Here is a 21,857-nt window from a genome sequence, read left to right as displayed (position 1 = left end):
CCAGATGCTCACCGTCGCCGCCGACGGGACGGGCGACCACCGCACCATCGGGGAGGCCGTCGTCCGGGCCCGTCCCGGCGCCGTCGTCAGCATCGCCCCGGGCCGGTACGAGGAGCGCCTGACGATCTCGGTCGCGATCACCCTGACCGCCGAGGAGGGGCGGGGGACGGTGGAGCTGGCGCCCCGGCGCGGTACGGCGCTGACGCTCACCGGGGACGCCGTGATGGTCCGGGACCTGGTGCTGCGCGGGCACGACGACGAACTGCCGGTGGTCGACGCGCCGCGCGGACAGCTCGCGATGGACCGGTGCGACGTCCACGGCTCGTCCTGGTCGGCGCTCTTCGCCCGCGACGAGGGGGCCCTGGCGTTGCGTCAGTGCCGGATCAGCAACCCGGCGGGCGCCGGTGTGGTGTCCACCTCCGGGGCCGACAGCTTCCTGGAGGACTGCGTCGTCGAACACCTCGGGACGTCCGCCGTGGTGGCCGGCGAGCGGGGCCGCATCACCGTGCGCGCCGGCCGGCTGCGGGACACCCACGGCAACGGTGTGCTCGCCAACGGGCAGGCGCACGTCCTGCTGGAGGACTGCGCGATATCGTCCGCCGGCAAACCGGGCGTCGCCGTCGAGGAGGACAGCTCGGTCAGGATGGTGCGCGGCACGATCCACAAGGCCGCCGTCGGGGTGTTCGTCAACAGCTCCGGACCGGTCGTCCTGGAGGACGTCCTCGTCAGCGACACCACCGGGCACGGATTCGTGCTGGGCGCGGGCGGTTCGGCGACGCTGTCCCGCTGCCGCACCGACCGGACGGAGGGGCACGGCCTGCTGGTCACCGAACGCAGCCGCGGCGTGTTCGACCAGTGCGCGTTCACCGCCGCCGGGGAACCCGCCGTACGGGTCACCGGTTTCTCCTCGCCGGTCCTGACGGACACCGTCGTCCGGGACGCCAAGGGCATCGGGGTGCTGCTCGACGAGGACTCGGCCGCCGAGTTCGACCGGCTCCGGGTCCAGGGCTGCGGCGGGTCCGGCATCGTGATCCGCAGCGGCGCCAACCCGCTGCTGCGGCGCTCCTCCGTCACCGGGGCCGGCGGGCACGGCGTGGAGGTCGTCAAGGACGGCCGGGGCCGCCTGGAGGAGAGCGTCGTCGAGGCGTCGGGCCGCTCGGCGGTGCACGTCTCGGGCCACGGCAACCTGTACTTCGGCAAGGGCCGGCTGAGCGGCTCCGCCGAGGCCGGCGTCCAGGTCGGCGCGCTCGGCACGCTCACCCTGCGCGACACCGGGGTCGAGAAGTCCGGCGGCGCGGGCGTGCACATCGAGGCTGAGGGCGAACTGGCCGCCGTGCGCGCGACGGTGACCGACTCCGGCGAGCACGGCGTGCTGGTGGCCGAGGGCGCGCGGGCCTCCCTCAACACCTGCGAGGCGACCGGTTCGGGCGCCGACGGCATCCGGGTGGAGGGCACCGACGCGGTGGCGCTGATCGGCTGCACCGTACGCGGCAACCGGGGCAGCGGGGTGCGCCAGGCGGTGCCCGGCGACCGGCTCGCCGTCGAGGGGCTGACCAGCACGGACAACGGCTCCCCCGACGCCTGGGGCAGCGAGCGGGAGGCGACGGACGACGGGCGGCTGCCCGGCGGCACGGTCCCGGTGGCGGCCGACCCCCGCGAGGGCTCCGGCCCGGTGGCCGAACTGGAGTCGCTGATCGGCCTCGACGAGGTCAAGCAGCAGGTCCTGACGCTGATCAACCTCAACCGGATGGCACAGCGCAGGGCCAGCATCGGCATGCCCGCGCCGCCGATGAGCCGGCACCTGATCTTCGCCGGCCCGCCCGGCACCGGAAAGACCACCGTCGCCCGGCTCTACGGCTCCATCCTCGCGTCGCTGGGCGTACTGCGCTCCGGGCACCTGGTGGAGGTGTCGCGCGCCGACCTGGTGGCGCAGATCATCGGCGGGACGGCCATCAAGACCACCGAGACCTTCAACAAGGCGCTCGGCGGCGTCCTGTTCGTCGACGAGGCGTACACCCTGCTCTCCGACGGCGGCGGGGGCGGCGCCGACTTCGGGCGCGAGGCGATCGACACCCTGGTCAAGCTGATGGAGGACCACCGCGACGACGTGGTGGTCGTGGCGGCCGGCTACCCGAAGGAGATGACGGAGTTCCTGGCGTCCAACCCGGGACTCGCCTCCCGCTTCACCCGCAGCGTCGAGTTCACCGACTACACCTCGGACGAACTGGTCACGATCGTGGAGCGGATGTGCACCGGCCATCACTACGAACTGGACCCGGCGGCCCGTACCGCGCTGCGCACCCGCTTCGACCGGATCCCCCGTGACGCGGGCTTCGGCAACGGCCGCACCGCCCGCAAGGTCTTCGAGGAGATGGTGGACCGGCAGGCGTCCCGCCTGGCCGCCCTGCCGGAGGCCGGGGAACGGGACCTGGCCCTGCTGACCGCACCGGACGTGGGCCTCCCGGAGGGCGGCACGCCGGACGCCGGGCAGGACGAGGCCCCACTGCTGCGGCTGGAGTCCCTGGTGGGCCTCACGGACGTGAAGCGCGAGGTCGGCGACCTGGTCAACCTGCTCGCCACCGCACGGCGCAGGAAGGAGGCCGGACTGCCCGCGCCCCGGATCGGCAACCACCTGGTCTTCGCGGGCCCGCCCGGCACCGGCAAGACGACGGTGGCCCGGCTGTACGGCGAACTGCTGGCCTCCCTGGGCGTGCTGCCGCGCGGCCAGCTCGTCGAGGTCTCGCGCGCCGACCTGGTGGGCCGCTGGGTCGGACACACGGCGCAACTGACCCGGGAGGCCTTCGAACGGGCCCTGGGCGGCGTCCTGTTCATCGACGAGGCGTACACCCTGACCCCCCGCTCGGCCGGGGCCGCGGACTTCGGGCAGGAGGCGGTGGACACCCTGCTGAAGCTGATGGAGGACCACCGGGACGAGGTGGTCGTGATCGTCGCGGGCTACACCGACGAGATGAACCGCTTCCTGGGCTCCAACCCCGGACTGGCCTCGCGCTTCCCCCGGCACATCGCGTTCCCCGACTACTCCTCGGAGGAACTGGTCACCATCGTCCGCCGGCACGCGGCCGAGAACGGCTACGAGTGCGCGCCCGGCACCGCGAACGCCCTGCGGGAACACTTCGACACCATCCCCAGGGACGCCGGCTTCGGCAACGCGCGGCTCGCGCGGCAGACCCTGGAACGGATGATGACCCGCCAGGCGGGACGGCTGAGCGCGGTCCCCGTCCCCAGCATGGACGACCTGCGACTCCTGCTCCCCGAGGACCTCTCCGACCGCTGACGGCGGGGCCGGTCGGCGCGCCGCGAACCGGAGGTCCCGCCAGCGTCCCGTTGGAAGGCCGCTCGAACCCAGGTCGAGGTACGGGGGCGTGCGGGGCGAACGGGGCTAGCGTGCGGAACGCCGACGGCTTCGAGCTCGGGGGAATCGACCGGGCAGCGGGGAGGAAATCGTGGAGATTCAGGTTCTGGGTCCACTGAGCGCCGACGTCAACGGAGTGTCGATCGTTCCGACCGCGGGAAAGCCGCGCCAGATCCTGGCGCTGCTCTCCTTCTATCCGGGCCGGGTCATGCCCGTGCCCACGCTCATGGAGGAGATCTGGGGCACCAACCTGCCCCAGAGCGCCATGACCACGCTGCAGACGTACATCCTGCAGCTGCGTCGCAGGCTGGGCACCGCGATGGGGCCCGACGCACCCGGCACCGCAAAGGAGGTGCTGGCCACCCGGCACGGCGGGTACCTGCTGCAGATCCCGCCGGAGTCCGTGGACGTGCACCGCTACGAGCGACTGGTGACGGCGGGACAGAGCGCCTTCGACGCGGGCGAGGACGTGCAGGCCGGGAAGCTGTATCGCGAGGCACTCGCGATGTGGCAGGGAACGGCGCTCGTGGACGTACGGGTCGGCTCGATCCTGGAGATAGAGGTCCTGCGGCTGGAGGAGAGCCGGCTGGTGACCATCGAGCGGCGCATCGACGCCGACCTCCGGCTCGGCCGGCACAGCGAACTCCTCGCCGAGCTGACCGATCTGATCGCCCGTCACCCCCAGCACGAGGGGCTGCACTCGCAGGCGATGGTGGCGCTGTACCGCTCCGGACGCCAGGCCACCGCGCTGGACGTCTACCGCAGGCTGCGGACCCGGCTCATCGAGGAACTGGGCGTGGAGCCCTCGCCGCAGCTCCAGCGGCTGCACCAGGCGATGCTCACCGTCGACCCGGCGCTGGACGTCATCTGCGGACCGCGTCGCGGCTCCACCTTCGATCTGTACGCGGCCTGACGAACCCGCCCACGAGGGAGGCACAGCGGATGCCCGACGAACAGCCCGTACCGCTCCACTGCTTCGCACACGCCGGAGCAGGCGTCTCTTCCTTCTACGGCTGGCCCCGCGACCTTGGCCCCGGTGTCGAACCGGTGCCCAGGCTGCTGCCGGGGCGCGAGGCCAGGCGCCGCGAACCCCGGATCACCGGGCGCGAGGCTCTGCTGGCCGATGTGATGGGCACCTTCGCCCCGGCACCGGACGTCCCGTACGTGCTGTACGGGCACAGCCTCGGCGCGATGATCGCCTACACCGTCACCCGGGCCCTGCACGAGGCCGGACTGCCGGGCCCCGCGCTGCTCGCCGTCGGGGCCTGCCCGCCGCCCGACTCCGCTTCCGAACTCTCGGACTCCGCCGGGGAACCGGACGAGCACCTGCTGAAACTGCTCGGCGAGGTCAACGCCCTCCCGGAGGGGGCCGAACCCGGCGGGTTCTGGCACCGGGCCGTGCTGCCGGTGCTGCGCGACGACCTGGCGCTCGCCGACGACCTGCGGACCGCGGCCCGCGAACCGGTCGGGGGCGCACCGCTGTCCGTGCCGGTGCTGGTCGTCGCCGGGACGGACGACCCGCTGGCCCGGCCGGACGTGATGGCGGGCTGGCGGCGCTGGACCACGGGACGGGTGGTGACCCGGACCGTGCCCGGCGACCACTTCTTCGTACGCGGCCGGGAACTGCCGCGCCTGCTCGGGCGGGCCTGCCGTGTCGTACGGCGCACCGCACCGGCCCCCGCCGCGGTCGCGGCCCGCGGCTGACCGCCGCCCACCACAGGAGGACACACACCATGAGGGACAGCCGATGAGACGCGTCGTCATCACCGGGATAGGGGTGGTCGCACCCGGCGGGGTGGGCACCAGGGCATTCTGGTCACTGCTGACGGAGGGCCGCACCGCGACCCGCCGCATCACCCTCTTCGACGCATCCTCGTTCCGCTCGCAGATCGCGGCCGAGGTCGACTTCGACCCGGCCGAGCACGGCTTCGACCCGCGGGAGGCGCGCCGGCTGGACCGCGCGGCCCAGTTCGCGCTGGTCGCCGCCCGCGAGGCGGTCGCCGACAGCGGCCTGACCCCGGCCGACGGCGCGGAGCGCACCGGGGTCACCCTGGGCAGCGCCGTCGGGTGCAGCACCGGGCTCGACGAGAGCTACGCGCACGTCAGCGAGCGCGGCGGCCACTGGCTCCTGGACCACACCAGGGCCGAGGAACGGCTCGCCGACTACCTCGTGCCCAGCTCCCTCGCCGTCGAGGTGGCGCGCGACATCGGCGCGCAGGGGCCCGTCGCGGTCGTCTCCACCGGCTGCACCTCCGGCCTGGACTCGCTCGGCCACGCCGCCGAACTCATCCGCGAGGGCAGCGCCGACGTGATGGTGGCGGGCGCGTCGGAGGCACCGGTCACCCCGATCACCCTGGCGTCCTTCGACGCGATCCGCGCCACGTCCGCGCGCAACGACGAACCGGAGACCGCCTCCCGCCCCTTCGACCGCACCCGCAACGGCTTCGTGCTCGGCGAGGGCAGCGCGGTGCTCGTCCTGGAGGAGCACGGGCACGCGCTGCGGCGCGGCGCCCACGTGTACGCGGAGATCGCGGGCTTCGCGAGCCGCTCGAACGCGTACCACATGACGGGGCTGCGCCCGGACGGCGGCGAGATGGCCGAGGCGATCAGGGTCGCCCTGGACGAGGCGCGCCTGGACGCCACGGCCGTCGACTACGTCAACGCCCACGGATCGGGCACCAAGCAGAACGACAAGCACGAGACGGCGGCGTTCAAGCGCAGCCTGGGCGAGCACGCCCACCGGGTGCCGGTCAGCTCCATCAAGTCGATGATCGGCCACTCGCTGGGCGCGATCGGCTCCCTGGAGATCGCCGCCAGCGCCCTGGCCATCGAGCACGACACCGTGCCGCCCACGGCCAATCTGCACGACCAGGACCCCGCCTGCGACCTCGACTACACCCCGCTCGTCGCCCGTCGACAGCGCACCGACACGGTGCTCAGCGTCGGCAGCGGCTTCGGCGGCTTCCAGAGCGCGATGGTGCTGACCAACCGGCACACGGGGGTGGCGGCATGACCGCCGTGGCCGCCGAGGAGGCGGGACTGATCGGCGTCCGCGGCGTGGAGGCGGCCGTCACCGGCATCGGCGTCGTGGCGCCCGGCGGCGTCGGCACCGAGCAGTGGTGGGCGGCCGTGCTGCGCGGCGAGAACGCCATCGGGCCCGTCACCCGCTTCGACGCCTCCGGCTACCCCGCCCGGCTCGCCGGGGAGGTCACCGGGTTCGTCGACGAGGACCACGTGGCGAGCCGGCTGCTCCCGCAGACCGACCGGGTGACCCGGCTCTCGCTCGCCGCCGCCGCTCAGGCGCTGGACGACGCGGACCTCGACCCGGAACGGCTGCCCGACTACGCGGTCGGCACCGTCACCGCCAACGCCACCGGCGGCTTCGAGTTCGGGCAGCACGAGCTCCAGGCGCTGTGGAGCAAGGGCAGCCGGCACGTCGGCGCCTACCAGTCCTTCGCCTGGTTCTACGCCGCGAACTCCGGCCAGATCTCCATCCGGCACAAGCTGCGCGGCCCCAGCGGGGTCGTCGTCTCCGAGCAGGCGGGCGGCCTCGACGCCGTCGCCCAGGCCCGCCGCCAGCTGCGCAAGGGCGTCCGGGCCGTGGTCACCGGCGGCGTCGACTCGGCGCTGTGCCCCTGGGGCTGGACGGCGTACCTGGCCGGCGGCGGACTGAGCACGGGCGACGACCCGGACCGGGCCTACCTGCCGTTCGACGCCGACGCGTCGGGCCATGTCATCGGCGAGGGCGGTGCGCTGTTCGTCCTGGAGGACGGGGACGCCGCCCGGAGCCGGGGCGCCACGGTCCACGGCACGGTCGCGGGCTGCGCCGCCACGTTCGACCCGGCGCCCGGCACCGGGGAGCCCCGGTTGCGGGCCGCCGCCGAACTGGCCCTGGCGGACGCCGGGGTCACCCCCGGCGGGATCGACGTGGTGTTCGCCGACGCGGCGGGCGAACGGGACGCCGACCGGGCCGAGGCCCGGGCGCTGGCCGAGCTGTTCGGCCCGTACGGGGTGCCGGTCACCGCGCCCAAGTCGATGGCGGGCCGGCTCTCGGCGGGTGGTTCCGCCCTGGACCTGGCGGCCGCCCTGCTCGCCCTGCGCGATCAGGTGATCCCGCCGACGACCGGCACCGCGCGACCCGCCGAGGACTGCCCCGTCGACCTGGTGACCGGTGCGCCGCGCCGGGCCGAACTGCGGACCGCGCTGGTACTGGCCCGCGGCCGCGGCGGATTCAACGCGGCCACCGTGGTGCGCGCCGCACGCTGAGAACCGGACCGGGTGGCCCCCGACCGGGCGGCCACCCGGCTCGCGCACCGGCACGCGTACGACTCACGCACCGATCCGCGCCCGCACCGCGCACCGACCCCGACCGGGTCGCACACCGACCCCCGACCGAGGAGAAAGGCACTTCTGTGGACCGGCTGGAGCTCACCGAACTGACCGCCCTGCTGCGCACCTGCGCGGGCGAGGGCGAGGGCGTCGACCTGGACGGCGACGTCCTCGACACCCTCTTCCTCGACCTGGGCTACGACTCGCTCGCCCTGCTTCAGGTCACCGGCATCATCGAGCGCGACTACGAGGTGATGCTGGACGAGGAGGTGCTGGAGGACGCGGAGACCCCGCGCCAGTACCTCGACCTGGTCAACCGTGCGCTGTCCGCACGGGCCGCTGCCTGACGTACCGTCACGAACCCGTCGAGGAGCCGACCATGTCATCGACCCCCGGACTCACCGAGATCGCCGACGGCGTCCTCGGCCACGTCCAGCCCGACGGCGGCTGGTGCCTGAACAACGCCGGACTGCTCGTCGGCGACGGCACCGGGGGTCCGCTCCTCGTCGACACCGTCGCCACCGAGGCACGGGCCCGGCACCTGCGCGCGCAGGCGCTGCGGGCGGCGGGCGCCCCGCCGCGCCTGCTGGTCAACACCCACTTCCACGGCGACCACACCTTCGGCAACTTCGTCTTCCCCGAGGCCGTCGTCATCGGCCACGAGCGGGCGCGCGCCGACATCGAGGCGGCCGGACTGCACATGGCCGGGCTCTGGCCCGACGTGTGCTGGGGCGACCTGGAGGTCGTGCCCCCGCAGGTCACGTACCGCGACCGCATGACGGTGCACGTCGGCACGCTGCGGGCCGAACTGATCCACCCGGGGATCGCGCACACCACCGGCGACACCGTCGTGTGGCTGCCGGAGCAGCGGGTGGTGTTCACCGGTGACCTGGTCATGTCGGGCGCCACCCCGTTCTGCCCGATGGGCTCGGTCTCCGGCTCCCTGGAGGCGCTGCGCACCCTGCGCGCCCTCGGCGCCCGCACCGTCGTGCCGGGCCACGGACCGGTGGGCGGGCCCGAACTGTTCGACGACAACGAGGGATACCTGCTGCGCCTCCAGCGGCTCGCCCGGGAGGGGCTGGCCGCCGGACTCACCCCGCTCCAGGTCGCCCGCGAGGCGGGCCCCGGACCGTACGCCGGTCTGCTGGACGCCGAGCGGCTGGTGCCCAACCTGCACCGCGCCTACGCGGAGGAGCGCGGCGCGGCGCCCGGCGATCCGCTGGACATCCCCGCGCTGTTCCGCGAGATGTCCGAGCACCACGGCGGGACACCGGCCTGCCACGCCTGACGGACGGCCGGAACGGACCGGCCCCGTCCCTCAGAAGGACTGGTGGTCGGGGGTGACACGACGCTCGCGCGTGCGCAGCTCCCCGCCGTCGTACACCAGCACGTCCTCCACCACGCTGCTCGGCGAGACGACCGGTACCGGGTCCCAGGGGCGGCTCACCATCACCAGCGTGTAGTAGTGCGTGACCAGGCTGCCGTCCGGCCCCGGGTCCACGCTCAGCATGTTGTACCAGTGCCTGCGCCGCACCGGCTCGGTGCCGAACCGGCGTACGTGCGAGGCGCGCAGCTCCGCAGCGATGGCCTCGCGGCCCCGCGCCGGCGGGATGCCGGGCGACGGCGCGAACACCCCGTCGGCGGTGAACGTCGCGGCGAACTCCTCCGCCCGCAGGTCGTCGAGCAGCCGGACCTGCCGGGCGTAGAACTGCTGCACCTCCACGTAGAGCGCGGTCCGGTCGGTGCCGAGCCGCGGCTCGGTCGCATACGTCGTCATCCTGTTCCTCCTGGTCCTCCGGTGGCCCGGCCGCTGCGGCCGGTGCGGGTGTTCTCCTGCGGGGAGCCGGTCGGGCGGGGTGCGTGCCGGGCGTGACCGCCCGGCCGGGAACCACCCGGCAGGCCCCGGCGCCCCTCAGAGCCTGTCGGGTGGCCTCTGACCGGGCGGCCACGCCCTGGCACGCACGCTTCCAGCGTTGCCGAAATGCCCTAGTAGCTCCGCTACGAGGACACTCCGGCGCCTTGGAATCGCACGCACCAGACCGCGTCCGCTACCCGATCGAAGGTCACCCGACAGGCTCTCAGTCGAGGTCGTCACGGGTCACGACGCGGTGGCGGGTGCGCCACTTGCCGCGCGAGCGGACGAGCACGTCCTCCATGACGCACACCCGGTGCACCGCCGACACGCCCCGGTCGGGTGTCGCGTACACCAGCGCGTAGCAGCGGGTGCGCAGCGTCCCGTCCGGCTGCGGGCTCAGGTCGAGCATCCCGATCCAATGCCGGAACCGCTCCCCGCTGCGCGCCTGCTGGGCCTCGTTGCGCCGCACGTTCGCCGCCAGGGCGGCCCGTCCGCGCACCGGCTCGTCCAGGGTCGGCACGTCGAAGACGGCGTCCTCCGTGAAGGTTCCCGCCCAGCGCTCGGCCTCGTGCGAGTCGAAGAGCTGCATCTGGTGCGAGTAGAACTGCTGGATCCGCGCGTACAGGACGCCGAAGTCCTCCTCGGGGGCACGTACCCCGTCGGGCACCGCGAAGGCGGTGTCGGTGCGGCTGAGCATCTCGGTGGTCATGTGACCGTCCTCCGTTCCATCGGATGCGGACACTCTCTGCGGCGCAGATCGAGCGCTCTTCGAAGATTCCTCAAGCGCCCCGGTCGAACGTGTAAGCGCCCGCAGGATGCCGAACGGCAGCCGCGTACCGACCGGCCGGAGGAGAACGAGCCATGACGAACCTCGCCTTTCCGGACCTTCCGCTGGACGCCCTGCTGCGCCGGGCGGCCGTGCGCGACCCCGACGGCATCGCCGTGCGGACCGCGGACACGGACATCGGGTTCGGCGAACTGGACGCGCTGGCCGACCGCGTCGCCGCCTGGCTGCAGCGGGAGAACGGGAACCGGCGCGGGGTGCGCACCGGCGTCGCCAACGTCCTCGACCCGGTCTTCGCCGCCGCCTACTACGGCACGATCCGCAGCGGCGCCACCGCCGTCCTGGTCAATCCGCTGGTCGGGGCGGAGGGGCTGCGGCACGTCCTGGCCACCGCCGGGGTGGAAGTGGTGTTCGTCCCCGCGGCCACGGCAGAACTGCTCACCAAGCTGCGCGGCGCGCTGCCCCTGCTCCGCACGATCGTGGTGACCGACGCCCCGGACGGGGTGACGCCCGGCGACGCGGTGCCGCTGCACCCGGCCCTGGAGACGGCACCGGACACCCCCGACGGGGGCCCGTCCGACCCGGCGTCGATCGCCTGCGTCCAGTTCACCACCGGCACCACCGGCCGCCCCAAGGGCGTCCTGCTCACCCATCGCAACCTGGTCGCCAACGCGAAGCAGACCGCCCTGGCCCACCGCCTGGACTGCGCCTCGGTCGCCCTCAACCACCTGCCGCTCCACCACGTCATGCACCTCAACTCGGCGGTGTACGCGGGGGCCTGCCAGGTCCTGTGCCAGTACCCGGACCCGTTCGCCTCGCTCGCCGCGGCTGCCGCGGCCGGCGCCACCCACTACTACGGGCTGCCCGCCCGGCTGCACCGCCTCGCCGCCGACGAACGCCTCGCCGCCGCCCGGCCCGCCCCCGCCGGCGGCCGGCTCACGGCCGTGCTCTCCGGCGGCTCCGGGCTGCGGCCCGGGGCGGCGCGCATCCTGCGCGACCGGCTCGGCGTCCCCGTCATCCAGGGCTACGGCATGGCCGAGCTCTCCCCGCTCACCCACTGCCAGCGGCCCGACCGCTACCGGCCGGGCGAGGTCGGCGAGCCCGTCCCGGGCACCGAGTGCCGCCTCGTCGACGTGGACTCCCGCGCCCCGGTCGAGATCTGGTCCACCGGTGAAGTCCAGGTCAGAGGACCGCAGTTGATGGCCGGATACCTCGACGAGAGCCACCCGTCCCGGATCGACGAGGACGGCTGGTTCTCCACCGGGGACGTCGGCTACCTCGACGACGACGGCTCGCTGCGCCTGGTCGACCGGCTCTCCGACATCTTCAAGCACGACAACGAGATCGTCTCGCCGAGCCGCGTCGAGCAGGTCATCGGCGAGGACCCGAGGGTCGCCGACTGCATCGTCGCCGACTGGCCCGACGACGTGCACGGCGGCCTGGTCTGGGCCGGCATCGTGCTGCGGGACGCCCCCGAACCCGTACCGCACACCGAACCCGTACCGCACACCGGACCCGTACCGCACACCGGACCCGGAGCGGACGGGGAACACCCCGCGACCCCCGCCGACGTCCTCGAAGCGATCACCGCACGGGCCAACGAACGGCTCGCGGACTTCGAACGCATCCGCCTGGCCGAGGTACTGGAGGCGGTGCCCCGCACCCCCACCGGAAAACCCGAACGGCGCTCCCTGCGCCAGCAGTTGAAGGCCCGGGCCGCCGCCCGGACGACCCCACCGACCCCACCGGCCGCACCGCCCGCACCGGCTGCCCGGACAACCGCACCGCCCGCACCGGCTGCCCGGACAACCGCACCGCCCGCACCGGCCGTCCGCGCCGCCGCACCCGCCGCCTGAACGGAACGACCGCACCGAGCCGCCGCCCGAACGACCGCCCCGGCCCTCCCGGGCCGCCTGACCACTCACGGAGAACGCATGAGCACCGACCGACCCGATGTGCTCGTCGCGGGCGCCGGCCCCGTCGGGCTGACCGCAGCGCACGAACTGGCCCGCCGGGGCCTGCGGGTGCGGCTCGTCGACGCCGCCCACGGCCCCGCCCGCACCAGCCGGGCCGTGGCCACGCACCCGCGCACCCTGGAGACGTACGACCAGATGGGCGTCGTCGAGGACATGCTCGGCCGCGGCCGGAAGAACCGCGCCTTCACCATGTACGCCGAGGGACGCCGACTGGTGCGGCTGGAGGCCGACTACGCCACGATGCCGACCTCCTACCCGTACACCCTCGTCATCGGCCAGACCGAGACGGAGGCGGTGCTGCGCGCCGCCGTCGCCCGGCTGGGCGTCGAGATCGAGTGGGGAGTGCGGCTCACCGGCTTCCGGCAGGACGCGGACACCGTGCGGGCCACCCTGGAGAAGGCGGACGGCACCGAGGAGCACATCGAGACGTCCTGGCTGGTGGGATGCGACGGCGGCCACAGCACCGTGCGCAAACTGCTCGGCCTCGAACTGGTCGGCGGAGCCGGCGAGACCTGGATGCTCGCCGACGTACCGGTCGACATGGACCTGCCGCCCGACACCATCTACTGGACCCACACCGGCGGACAGGCACTGATGATGGTGCCCTACGCCCGCGAGGGGTACTGGCGGCTGCTGGACACCACGCCCGCCCGGCGGGACACCGACCCGCGCGCCGTCGAGGAGCGGCTGGCCGAGAAGCTGTCGGCCGGACTCGGCCGCCCGGTCCGGGTCGGCGAGAGCGACTGGACCTCGGTCTTCACCTTCCAGCAGCGCATGGTGGAACGGATGCGCGAGGGCCGCGTCCTCGTCGCCGGGGACGCCGCCCACGTGCACAGCCCCGCCTCCGGGCAGGGCATGAACACCGGCATCCAGGAGGCGTACAACCTCGCCTGGAAGCTGGCCATGGTCCAGCAGGGCCACGCCGGCCGGGAACTCCTCGACACCTACGGCGAGGAGCGGATGCCCATCGGCCGGGCCCTGCTCGGCTCCACCCGCACCGCCACCTTCCTCGTCCAGCTGAAGAACACGATCGCCCCGCTGGCGCTGCCCGTGGTCTTCTCCGTGGTGCGGAAGGTGCCCCCGCTGCGCCGGGCCATCCAGCGCAAGGTGCTCGGCGGCATGTCCGGGCTGCGCATCGACTACGGCGAGTCCTCCCTGACCACCGTCGACACCTTCCGGCACGTCCCCGGCACCGCCGCGCTGTCCAACGCCGCCGTCGCCGCCGGCCCCGAACCGACCCCCGCGCCCGCCCCCGGCGAACGCGTCACCCGGGCCGCGGTCCACGACCCCGACGACCCGGCCTTCGCCGCACTGCGCGCCGAACTGCGCGACCCCCGCTGGTCGTTGCTGCTCGCCGCGGGCGGCACCGGCCCCGGCGACGTCCCCGTGGGCGTGGCCATCACGGCCGCCGCCCAGTACTCCGAATGGCTGTCGGTGCGCACCGTCGGCGGCACCGGACCGGACGGACCCGCCCCGCTCGCCGACCCGGACGGACGGCTGCGCGCGGCGCTCGGCCTGGCCCCCGGCGGCTGGCTGCTGGCCCGCCCCGACGGCTACACCGCCGCCCGCGCCACCGTACTGACCAGGGACGCCCTGGGCCGGGCGCTCGCCCCGCTGCGCCCCGCCGCGCCGCTCGCCGACGCGGCCAGGACCGAACCGGGACTCGTACTCCCGGCCCCCGCCCCACGGCTGAAGGAGCACTGACCGTGACCGACAACCACCCCGTCGCCCTGATCACCGGGGCCACCAGCGGCATAGGACTGGCGGTGGCCCGCCGGCTCGGCCGGTCCGGACACCGCGTGTTCCTGTGCGCCCGCACCGAACAGGACGTCAAGCAGACCGTCGAGGACCTCCGGGACGAGGGCCTGGAGGCGGCCGGACAGGCCGCCGACGTCCGCTCCCGGGAGTCCGTGGCCGCACTCGTGCACGCCGCCGTCGAGACGTACGGGCCCATCGACGTACTGGTCAACAACGCCGGACGCAGCGGCGGCGGCGTCACCGCCGACATCGCGGACGAGCTCTGGTACGACGTCATCGACACCAACCTCAACAGTGTGTTCCTGATGACGCGCGAGGTGCTGAAGAACGGCGGCCTGACCGGCAACGCCCGCGGGCGGATCATCAACATCGCCTCGACGGCCGGCAAGCAGGGCGTGCTGCTCGGCGCCCCGTACAGCGCCTCCAAGCACGGCGTCGTCGGCTTCACCAAGGCACTGGGCCGGGAGCTGGCCCCGTCGGGCGTCACGGTCAACGCGGTCTGCCCCGGCTACGTCGAGACCCCGATGGCCCAACGGGTGCGCCAGGGGTACGCGGCGGCCTGGGACACCACCGAGGACTACGTGCAGGAGCAGTTCGAGGCGAAGATCCCGCTCGGCCGCTACTCGACCCCGCAGGAGGTCGCCGGACTGGTCGGCTACCTCGTCTCCGAGTCCGCCGCCTCGATCACCGCACAGGCGCTCAACGTCTGCGGCGGGCTGGGCAATTTCTGAAAACCATGAGGAAGGTGATCTGTGGTGTCCGGTGAGCGTGTACACCGTACGACGCATTCGGTCGAGGTGGCCGCCCCGGCGGGGGTCGTCTACGGAATGATCTCGAACGCGGTCCAGTGGCCGCTGTTCTTCCCGCCGAACGTGCACGTCGAGCGGCTGGAGTTCGACGGCCGGGACGAACGGCTGCGGATGTGGGCGGTGGCCAACGGGCAGGTGCGGTCGTGGCTGTCGCGACGCGTGCAGGACCCGGAGGCCCGGCGGATCGACTTCCGCCAGCAGCACCCGCAGGCCCCGGTCGAGTCGATGAACGGGTCCTGGACCGTGCAGGAGCGGCCCGGCGGGACGAGCCTGCTGACCCTGCTGCACGACTTCACGGTCATCGACGACCGGCCCGAGGACGTGTCCTGGACGGAACGGGCGGTCGACACCAACTCGACCGCCGAACTGGCGCAGTTGAAGCGACTGGCGGAGCGCTGGACCCGGCTCGACGAACTCGTGCTGTCCTTCGAGGACGCGGTCCGGGTCAAGGGACCGGCCGAGCTGGTCTACGACTTCCTGTACCGGGTCGGCGACTGGCCCGAACTGGTGCCGCACGTCGCCCGCCTCGACCTGACCGAGGACGCTCCCGGCGTCCAGGTCATGGCGATGGACACCCGCACCGCGGACGGCGCGACCCACACCACGGAGTCGGTGCGGATCTGCTTCCCGCACGCGGGCCGCATCGTCTACAAGCAGACCCGCACCCCCGCGCTGATGGAGGCGCACACCGGCGAGTGGTCGGTGCTGCCCGACGAGTCCGGCGTGACCGTCATCTCGCAGCACAACGTGGTGCTGCGCGAGGAGGCCGTCGAACGAGTGCTGGGCGAGGGCGCCGATCTCGCACAGGCCCGCCGCTACGTCCGCGAGGCCCTCGGCCGCAACTCCACGGCCACCCTGAACCTGGCCAAACGCCACGCGGAGTCCGCGATCCGCGTGCTGTGACCGGCACACCTTCCGACACCGGCACCTTCGTACCGGAACAACCCTGAATGCCCGGCACGGTGGAGCGTCCACCGCTGCTCCGGCCCCGCTCTAGCCGTCGCCGTGAAAGTTGCTCCGACGGACTTCCTCGGAGGGGAACGGGGCGGCAGCAGTGGGCGCTCGACCCTTTTCCGGCCGGCCGCAAACCTCTAGGAGAGGCATGAGCTCCAACACCATCACAGCCGGGGAGACACACGACCGGACGGCACGGCCGTCCGACGGGCCGGTGCTGTGGCACCTCGCCCTGGTCGCCGGTGCCGACGGCACTTCCCTCGACGCCGGACTCGCCGGGCTCAAGGCCCGTCTCGCAGAGTCCCCCGCCCGTGAGGACGTGCCCGTGCGCATCCGCACCCTCGGCAGCGCCGGGGACGGGCACCGCGGCGCGGTCCTGGCCGGCGACGGAGCGGCCACGGAGCTGGGCGCTGGCGCGCCCGCCGGGGCCGCGGCATCCGTCGCCTTCATGTTCCCCGGGCTCGGCGACCACTACCTGGACATGGGCCGCGACCTGTACCGCGACTTCCCGGTGTTCCGGACCGCCGTCGACGACTGCGCCGACGCGCTCGCCCCCGAACTGGGCCTGGACATCCGCGAGGTCGTCTTCCCCGACCCGACGCCCGAGGAGCGCACCGCCCCGGCCGTCGACCTGCGCCGCATGCTCGGCCGCGGCACGACCCCGCAGAGCGGGAACGAGCGCCGGCTCAACGCCACCCGCCTCGCCCAGCCGGCCCTCTTCGTCATCGAGTACGCCCTGGCCCGGCTCTGGGAGTCCTGGGGAGCCCGGCCCTCGATCATGATCGGCTACAGCCTCGGCGAGTACGTCGCGGCCACCCTCGCCGGGGTGCTGTCCCTGCCGGACGCGCTGACCCTGGTGGCCCGCCGCGCCGCGCTCATCGACGCGCTGCCGCAGGGCGCCATGCTCGCCGTGATGCTCCCCGAGGAGCGGGTCCGCGCGCTGCTCGGCACCGGCCTCTCGCTCTCCGCCGTCAACGGCCCCGAGTTCTGCGTGGTGGCCGGACCGGTCGCCGACGTCGAGGCGCTGGAGCAGGACCTCGGCCGGCAGGACGTCGTCCACCGCCGGGTGCAGTCCACGCACGCCTTCCACTCCTCGATGATGGAGCCCATCGCCGAGCAGGTGACCGAGCTGGCACGGACCTTCACCCTGACCCCGCCCCGCATCCCGTACGTCTCCAACGTCACCGGCCGCCCCATCACCGACGTGGAGGCCACCGACCCCGGCTACTGGGCGCGCCACCTGGTCAGCCCGGTCCGCTTCGCCGACGGGCTGGCCGCCCTCGCCGCCGCCGACCTGCTGCTGGAGACCGGTCCCGGCCAGACCCTCAGCAGCATGGCCACCGTGGTCCGCGGCAGCACGGCCGGCACCGTCGTCGCCTCCATGCGCCACCCCCTGGAGAGCCGCTCCGACTCGGCCGTGGCCCTCAAGGCACTGGGCAGGCTCTGGCTCGCGGGCGCCGACATCGACTGGACCGGCTTCCCCGCCTCCGAACTGGACATCGTGGCCGACGGCGCCGCGACGGCCGCCCTGACCGACGACGCACACACCGCCACCCCCACCGAGCAGGAACTGCACGGCCTGTGGGCCAGGCTGCTGAAGACCGAGCAGCTCCCGCGCGACATCAGCTTCTTCGAGATCGGCGGCAACTCGCTGCTCGCCACCCGGCTGATCCTGCGCATCAAGCGGACCTTCGGCACCGACCTGTCGCTGCGCCAGGTCTACGAGTGGGCCACCCTGACCCGGATGGCCGCCGCGATCGACATCCTGCGGGCCGGCGGCGAACTGACCGCGACCCGGGAGGGCTCCTCGCACACCGGCAACTCCCGGGCCCGCTTCACCCTGCCGAACGGCCTGACGGTGTCCCACCAGAACGAGGCGGAGACCCGCCACTTCTACGAGGACATCTTCGACCACCGCACGTACGCCAAGAACGGCATCTCCATCCCGGACGGCGCCACCGTCGTCGACGTCGGCGGCAACATCGGCCTGTTCACCCTCTTCGCCCACTACGAGGCGAAGGACGTACGGGTCTTCACCTTCGAGCCCGCGCCCCCGATGTTCGAGCTGCTCGGCCAGAACGTCGCCGAGCACGGCGTCGACGCCAAGCTCTTCAACATCGGGATCTCCGACGCCGAGACCGAGGCGAACTTCACCTTCTACCCGCGCAGCTCCGGCATGTCCTCGTTCCACCCGGACGAGGAGGAGGAGAAGCACAACCTGCGCACGATCATCGCCAACCAGCAGAAGACCGAGGCCGACGCCGAGGTCGCCGAGCTGGTCTCCGGCGACGAGCTGCTCGACGTCCGCTTCGAGGCGATCGAGTTCACCGCCACGCTGCGCCCGCTCAGCGCCGTCATCCGCGAGCAGGGCATCGAGCGCATCGACCTGATCAAGATCGACGTGCAGAAGAGCGAGCGGCAGGTCATCGACGGCATCGCCGACGAGGACTGGCCGAAGATCCAGCAGATGGTGCTGGAGGCGCACGACGCGGACGGCGAGGTCGGCCGCCTGGTCGAGCTGCTGGAGAGCCGCGGCTTCACGGTCAGGGCCGAGCAGGACGAACTGTACGTCGGCACGGACATCCACAACATCTACGCCGTACGCGGCGCACGCTAACGGAGTCGTAGGACATGGAATTCACGACAGCAGGAGTCGTCGGCGCGGGCGTCATGGGCGTCGGCGTCGCGCAGAACCTCGCGCAGACCGGTCACCGGGTGGTGCTCGTCGACGTCTCGGAGGAGGTCCTCGACAACGCGCGCCGCGAACTGCGCAACAGCCTCCGCGCCTACGCCCTGTTCAACAAGGGCTCGGGCGTCGACCCGGCGGCGGTCTTCGAGAAGATCGAGTTCACCACCGACTACGAACTGCTGGCCAAGGCCGACTTCGTCGTCGAGAACGTCACCGAGGACTGGGGCATCAAGCAGCAGGTGTACGAGCGGATCGACCGCATCGTCCGCCCCGACGTGGTCTTCGCCGTCAACACCTCGGCGATCTCCATCACCCGCGTCGGCTCGGTGACCACCCGCCCCGAACGCGTCATCGGCATGCACTTCATGAACCCGGTGCCGATGAAGCCGATGGTCGAGGTGATCCGCGGCCACCACACCACGCCGGAGACCATCGACACCGCCCGCCGCTTCCTCGCCGGCATGGGCAAGGAGTGCATCGTCGTCGAGGACGTCCCCGGCTTCGTCTCCAACCGGGTCCTCATGCTCACCATCAACGAGGCGGCCTTCCTGGTCCAGGACGGCGTGGCCCCCGCGGCCGACGTCGACCGGATCTTCCAGACCTGCTTCGACCACCGGATGGGCCCGCTGGAGACCGCCGACCTGATCGGCCTCGACACCATCCTCAAGTCCGTCGAGGTGCTCTACGAGAGCTTCAACGACAGCAAGTACCGGCCCGCCCCGCTGCTCAAGAAGATGGTCGCCGCCGGCCTGCTGGGACGGAAGAGCGGCGAGGGATTCCACAAGTACCACTGACAACCGCCCGGGTGGCCCGGCCGGGCCACCCGCCCGGCGCCGCACCCCACGACAACAGGACGGATGAAGAGATGAGCACGGACAACAGGACCCGGATCGCGGAGTACCTCTCCCGGTTCTTCCCGGTCCAGGACCTGAAGGACGACGACGACATCTTCGAACTCGGCTTCGTCAGCTCGATGTTCGCGATGCAGCTGGTCTCCTTCGTCGAGCACGAGTTCGGCATCACCGTCGAGAACGAGGACCTGGAGCTGGAGTACTTCCGCTCCATCGGCGCGCTCGACGCGTTCGTCACCCGCAAGCTGTCCGTCCCGGTCCCGCAGTAGGACGGGAGCGGACACGACGATGACCGGAGCGCTCACCGACCGGCAGGCACAGGCCCAGAAGGAATTCCGGGCCTTCGCCGACCGGCACATCGCCCCGCACGCGGACGAATACCACCGGACCCAGCGCACCCCGCCCGAGGCCGTCCGGCTCCTCGCCGACGAGGGCCTGCTCGGGCTCCCCGTCGCCGAGGAGTACGGCGGGGGCGGCTGCGACGCGGTCACCCTCGGCCTGCTCGCAGGCGAACTCGGCCGGGCCTGCTCCTCGCTCCGCAGCCTGCTCACCGTCCACACGATGGTGGCGCACGCGATCGCCCGCTGGGGCAGCCGCTCCCAGAAGGAGACCTGGCTGCCCCGGCTGGCCCGCGGCGAACGCATCGGCGCGCTCGCCGTGTCCGAACCGGGCGCGGGCAGCGACGCCTCGGGAGTCACCACCCGGCTCGTCCGCGACGGCGACGACTGGGTGGTCGACGGCCACAAGAAATGGATCACGTACGGCGAGAGCGCCGACCTGTTCCTGGTCGTCGGCCGCTCCCCGGAGGGCCCCACGGCCCTGCTCGTCGAACGGGACACCCCCGGACTGCGGACCGAGCTGATCGAGGACATGATCGGCATCCGGGCCTCGATGACCTCCCACGTACGCTTCGGAAGCTGCCGCGTACCGGCGGACAACGTCCTGGCCAGGCCCGGACTCGGGGTCTCCCACGTGGTCGGCGCCGCCCTCGACCTCGGCCGCTACACCGTCGGCTGGGGCTGCGTCGGCATCCTCGACGCCTGCCTGGAGGCGAGCGTCGACTACGCCGCGACCCGCGAGCAGTTCGGCTCCCTCATCAAGGAGCACCAGCTCGTCAGAAGCATGATCAGCAACATGTACACGGACGCGCACGCCGCCCGGCTGCTGTGTCTGGAGGCCGGACGGCTGCGCGACGAACGCCACCCCGGCGCCCTGGCCGCGACCTCCACGGCCAAGTACTTCGCCGCCACCGCCGCCGGCCGCGCCGCGGGGGACGCCGTCCAGATCCACGGCGCCAACGGCTGCAGCTCCGAATACCCCGTCCAGCGCCTCCTCGGCGACTCCAGGGTCATGGAGATCATCGAGGGCAGCGCACAGCTCCACCAGGTGGGGCTCGCCGAGTACGCGTTCCAGGAACGCGGACCGAGGAGTGACCGATGACGACGACCACCCTGACGACCGTCAAGTGCGTGGTGTGGGACCTCGACAACACGGTGTGGGACGGGGTGCTGCTGGAGGACGGCGACGTCACCCTGCGCCCCGCCGTCGTGGAGGTGCTCCGCACCCTCGACGAGCGCGGCATCCTCCACTCGATCGCCAGCCGCAACGACCACGAGGCGGCCATGGCGAAACTGGAGGAGTTCGGCATCGCCGAGTACTTCCTCCACCCGCAGATCCACTGGGGCAACAAGTCGGACTCCGTCAAGGCGGTCGCCGAGGCCATCAACATCGGCATCGACACCCTGGCCTTCGTCGACGACCAGCCCTTCGAACGCGACGAGGTCGGCTTCGCCCACCCGCAGGTGCTGTGCATCGACGCCCTCGACGCCCCGGAAATCCCCGCACTGCCCGCGATGCGGCCCCGGTTCGTCACCGCCGACTCCCGCGAGCGCCGCCACCTCTACCGGGCCGACATCCGGCGCAAGGACGCCGAGCAGGCCCACCGGGGCACCGACGAGGACTTCCTCGCCTCGCTCGGCATGCGCTTCACCATCGCGCCCGCCCAGGAACGCGACCTCCAGCGCGCCGAGGAACTGACCGTACGCACCAACCAGCTCAACGCCACCGGTTACACCTACTCCTACGAGGAGCTGGACGCCTTCCGCCGCTCGCCCGACCACGACCTCCTCGTGGCCGGACTGGAGGACACCTACGGCACCTACGGCAAGATCGGCCTCGCCCTCGTCGAACGCGGCGAGGACGCCTGGACCGTGAAGCTGCTGCTGATGTCCTGCCGCGTCATGTCCCGCGGCGTCGGCTCCGTACTGCTCAACCACCTGATCCGCAGCGCCCACGACGCCGGCGTCAAACTGCGCGCCGAGTTCGTGCCCACCAACCGCAACCGGACCATGTTCGTCACCTACAAGTTCTCCGGCTTCCGCGAGGTCGGCAGGAACGGCGACGTGTCCGTCCTCGAACACGACGGCACCCACATCCAGGGCTTCCCGCCGTACATGGACGTCACGGTCGAGCACTGACC

General features: G+C 72.7%; 18 protein-coding genes. 16 read left to right on the top strand and 2 right to left on the bottom strand.

Annotated features, from left to right (window positions below; all coding sequences use genetic code 11):
- The first annotated feature begins 4 nt into the window (after positions 1-4).
- The 7 genes from ABZZ04_RS35185 to ABZZ04_RS35155 all read left to right on the top strand — a co-directional run bounded on the left by ABZZ04_RS35185 (position 5) and on the right by ABZZ04_RS35155 (position 8,990).
- Entirely contained in the window at positions 5-3,295 is a 3,291-nt protein-coding gene (locus ABZZ04_RS35185; protein ID WP_356936305.1) for a right-handed parallel beta-helix repeat-containing protein, read from the top strand.
- 169 nt (positions 3,296-3,464) lie between these two features.
- Positions 3,465-4,286 carry an AfsR/SARP family transcriptional regulator gene (locus ABZZ04_RS35180; RefSeq protein WP_356936299.1) on the top strand — a complete coding sequence of 274 codons (822 nt, stop codon included), beginning with the start codon at positions 3,465-3,467 and terminating at the stop codon, positions 4,284-4,286.
- 29 nt (positions 4,287-4,315) lie between these two features.
- Positions 4,316-5,077: a thioesterase domain-containing protein gene (locus ABZZ04_RS35175; protein WP_356936298.1), complete on the top strand. Its 762-nt coding sequence runs from the start codon at positions 4,316-4,318 to the stop codon at positions 5,075-5,077.
- A 43-nt stretch (positions 5,078-5,120) separates the two neighbouring features.
- A complete protein-coding gene (locus tag ABZZ04_RS35170; RefSeq protein ID WP_356936297.1) occupies positions 5,121-6,386 on the top strand; it encodes a beta-ketoacyl-[acyl-carrier-protein] synthase family protein in 1,266 nt (421 codons plus the stop codon).
- Complete coding sequence (locus tag ABZZ04_RS35165; RefSeq protein ID WP_356936296.1) at positions 6,383-7,639, top strand: ketosynthase chain-length factor; 1,257 nt, start codon at positions 6,383-6,385, stop codon at positions 7,637-7,639. Before ABZZ04_RS35170 ends, ABZZ04_RS35165 begins: the two co-directional genes overlap by 4 nt.
- Positions 7,640-7,785: 146 nt before the next feature.
- Complete coding sequence (locus ABZZ04_RS35160; protein ID WP_356936295.1) at positions 7,786-8,049, top strand: acyl carrier protein; 264 nt, start codon at positions 7,786-7,788, stop codon at positions 8,047-8,049.
- Between the two features lie 32 nt (positions 8,050-8,081).
- A complete protein-coding gene (locus ABZZ04_RS35155; protein WP_356936294.1) occupies positions 8,082-8,990 on the top strand; it encodes an MBL fold metallo-hydrolase in 909 nt (302 codons plus the stop codon).
- A 30-nt stretch (positions 8,991-9,020) separates the two neighbouring features.
- Here ABZZ04_RS35155 and ABZZ04_RS35150 read toward each other — a convergent pair whose 3' ends face one another.
- Together ABZZ04_RS35150 and ABZZ04_RS35145 are read right to left on the bottom strand one after the other, a co-directional pair.
- Entirely contained in the window at positions 9,021-9,479 is a 459-nt protein-coding gene (locus ABZZ04_RS35150; protein WP_356936293.1) for a nuclear transport factor 2 family protein, read from the bottom strand.
- A gap of 301 nt (positions 9,480-9,780) precedes the next feature.
- The gene (locus tag ABZZ04_RS35145; protein ID WP_356936292.1) at positions 9,781-10,266 is read right to left on the bottom strand and encodes a nuclear transport factor 2 family protein; all 486 of its coding nucleotides are present in this window, start codon (positions 10,264-10,266) and stop codon (positions 9,781-9,783) included.
- A 152-nt stretch (positions 10,267-10,418) separates the two neighbouring features.
- Between ABZZ04_RS35145 and ABZZ04_RS35140 the strand changes: the two genes are divergently transcribed.
- The 9 genes from ABZZ04_RS35140 (at position 10,419) to ABZZ04_RS35100 (ending at position 21,855) form a co-directional block, all read left to right on the top strand.
- The gene (locus ABZZ04_RS35140; protein WP_356936291.1) at positions 10,419-12,197 is read left to right on the top strand and encodes a class I adenylate-forming enzyme family protein; all 1,779 of its coding nucleotides are present in this window, start codon (positions 10,419-10,421) and stop codon (positions 12,195-12,197) included.
- Between the two features lie 78 nt (positions 12,198-12,275).
- The gene (locus ABZZ04_RS35135; protein ID WP_356936290.1) at positions 12,276-14,021 is read left to right on the top strand and encodes an FAD-dependent oxidoreductase; all 1,746 of its coding nucleotides are present in this window, start codon (positions 12,276-12,278) and stop codon (positions 14,019-14,021) included.
- Complete coding sequence (fabG, locus tag ABZZ04_RS35130; protein ID WP_356936304.1) at positions 14,018-14,806, top strand: 3-oxoacyl-ACP reductase FabG; 789 nt, start codon at positions 14,018-14,020, stop codon at positions 14,804-14,806. Before ABZZ04_RS35135 ends, fabG begins: the two co-directional genes overlap by 4 nt.
- A gap of 24 nt (positions 14,807-14,830) precedes the next feature.
- Positions 14,831-15,787, top strand: a complete 957-nt coding sequence (locus ABZZ04_RS35125; RefSeq protein WP_356936289.1) for an aromatase/cyclase — start codon at positions 14,831-14,833, stop codon at positions 15,785-15,787.
- A 199-nt stretch (positions 15,788-15,986) separates the two neighbouring features.
- Positions 15,987-18,455, top strand: coding sequence for an FkbM family methyltransferase (locus ABZZ04_RS35120; protein ID WP_356936288.1), 2,469 nt, complete (start codon positions 15,987-15,989; stop codon positions 18,453-18,455).
- A gap of 14 nt (positions 18,456-18,469) precedes the next feature.
- Entirely contained in the window at positions 18,470-19,321 is an 852-nt protein-coding gene (locus tag ABZZ04_RS35115) for a 3-hydroxyacyl-CoA dehydrogenase family protein (protein ID WP_356936287.1), read from the top strand.
- Between the two features lie 71 nt (positions 19,322-19,392).
- Positions 19,393-19,647, top strand: coding sequence for a phosphopantetheine-binding protein (locus ABZZ04_RS35110; protein ID WP_148832722.1), 255 nt, complete (start codon positions 19,393-19,395; stop codon positions 19,645-19,647).
- Between the two features lie 19 nt (positions 19,648-19,666).
- Positions 19,667-20,818 (top strand): acyl-CoA dehydrogenase family protein, encoded by a 1,152-nt coding sequence (locus ABZZ04_RS35105; protein ID WP_356936286.1) that lies wholly within the window; start codon positions 19,667-19,669, stop codon positions 20,816-20,818.
- Positions 20,815-21,855, top strand: a complete 1,041-nt coding sequence (locus ABZZ04_RS35100) for an HAD-IIIC family phosphatase (protein WP_356936285.1) — start codon at positions 20,815-20,817, stop codon at positions 21,853-21,855. Before ABZZ04_RS35105 ends, ABZZ04_RS35100 begins: the two co-directional genes overlap by 4 nt.
- The last annotated feature ends 2 nt before the right edge of the window (positions 21,856-21,857 follow it).

Source organism: Streptomyces sp. NPDC006435 (assembly GCF_040612315.1).
Lineage (GTDB): Bacteria > Actinomycetota > Actinomycetes > Streptomycetales > Streptomycetaceae > Streptomyces.
Note: the sequence above shows the minus strand (reverse complement) of the source record. Positions and strands in the feature narration are given on the sequence as shown.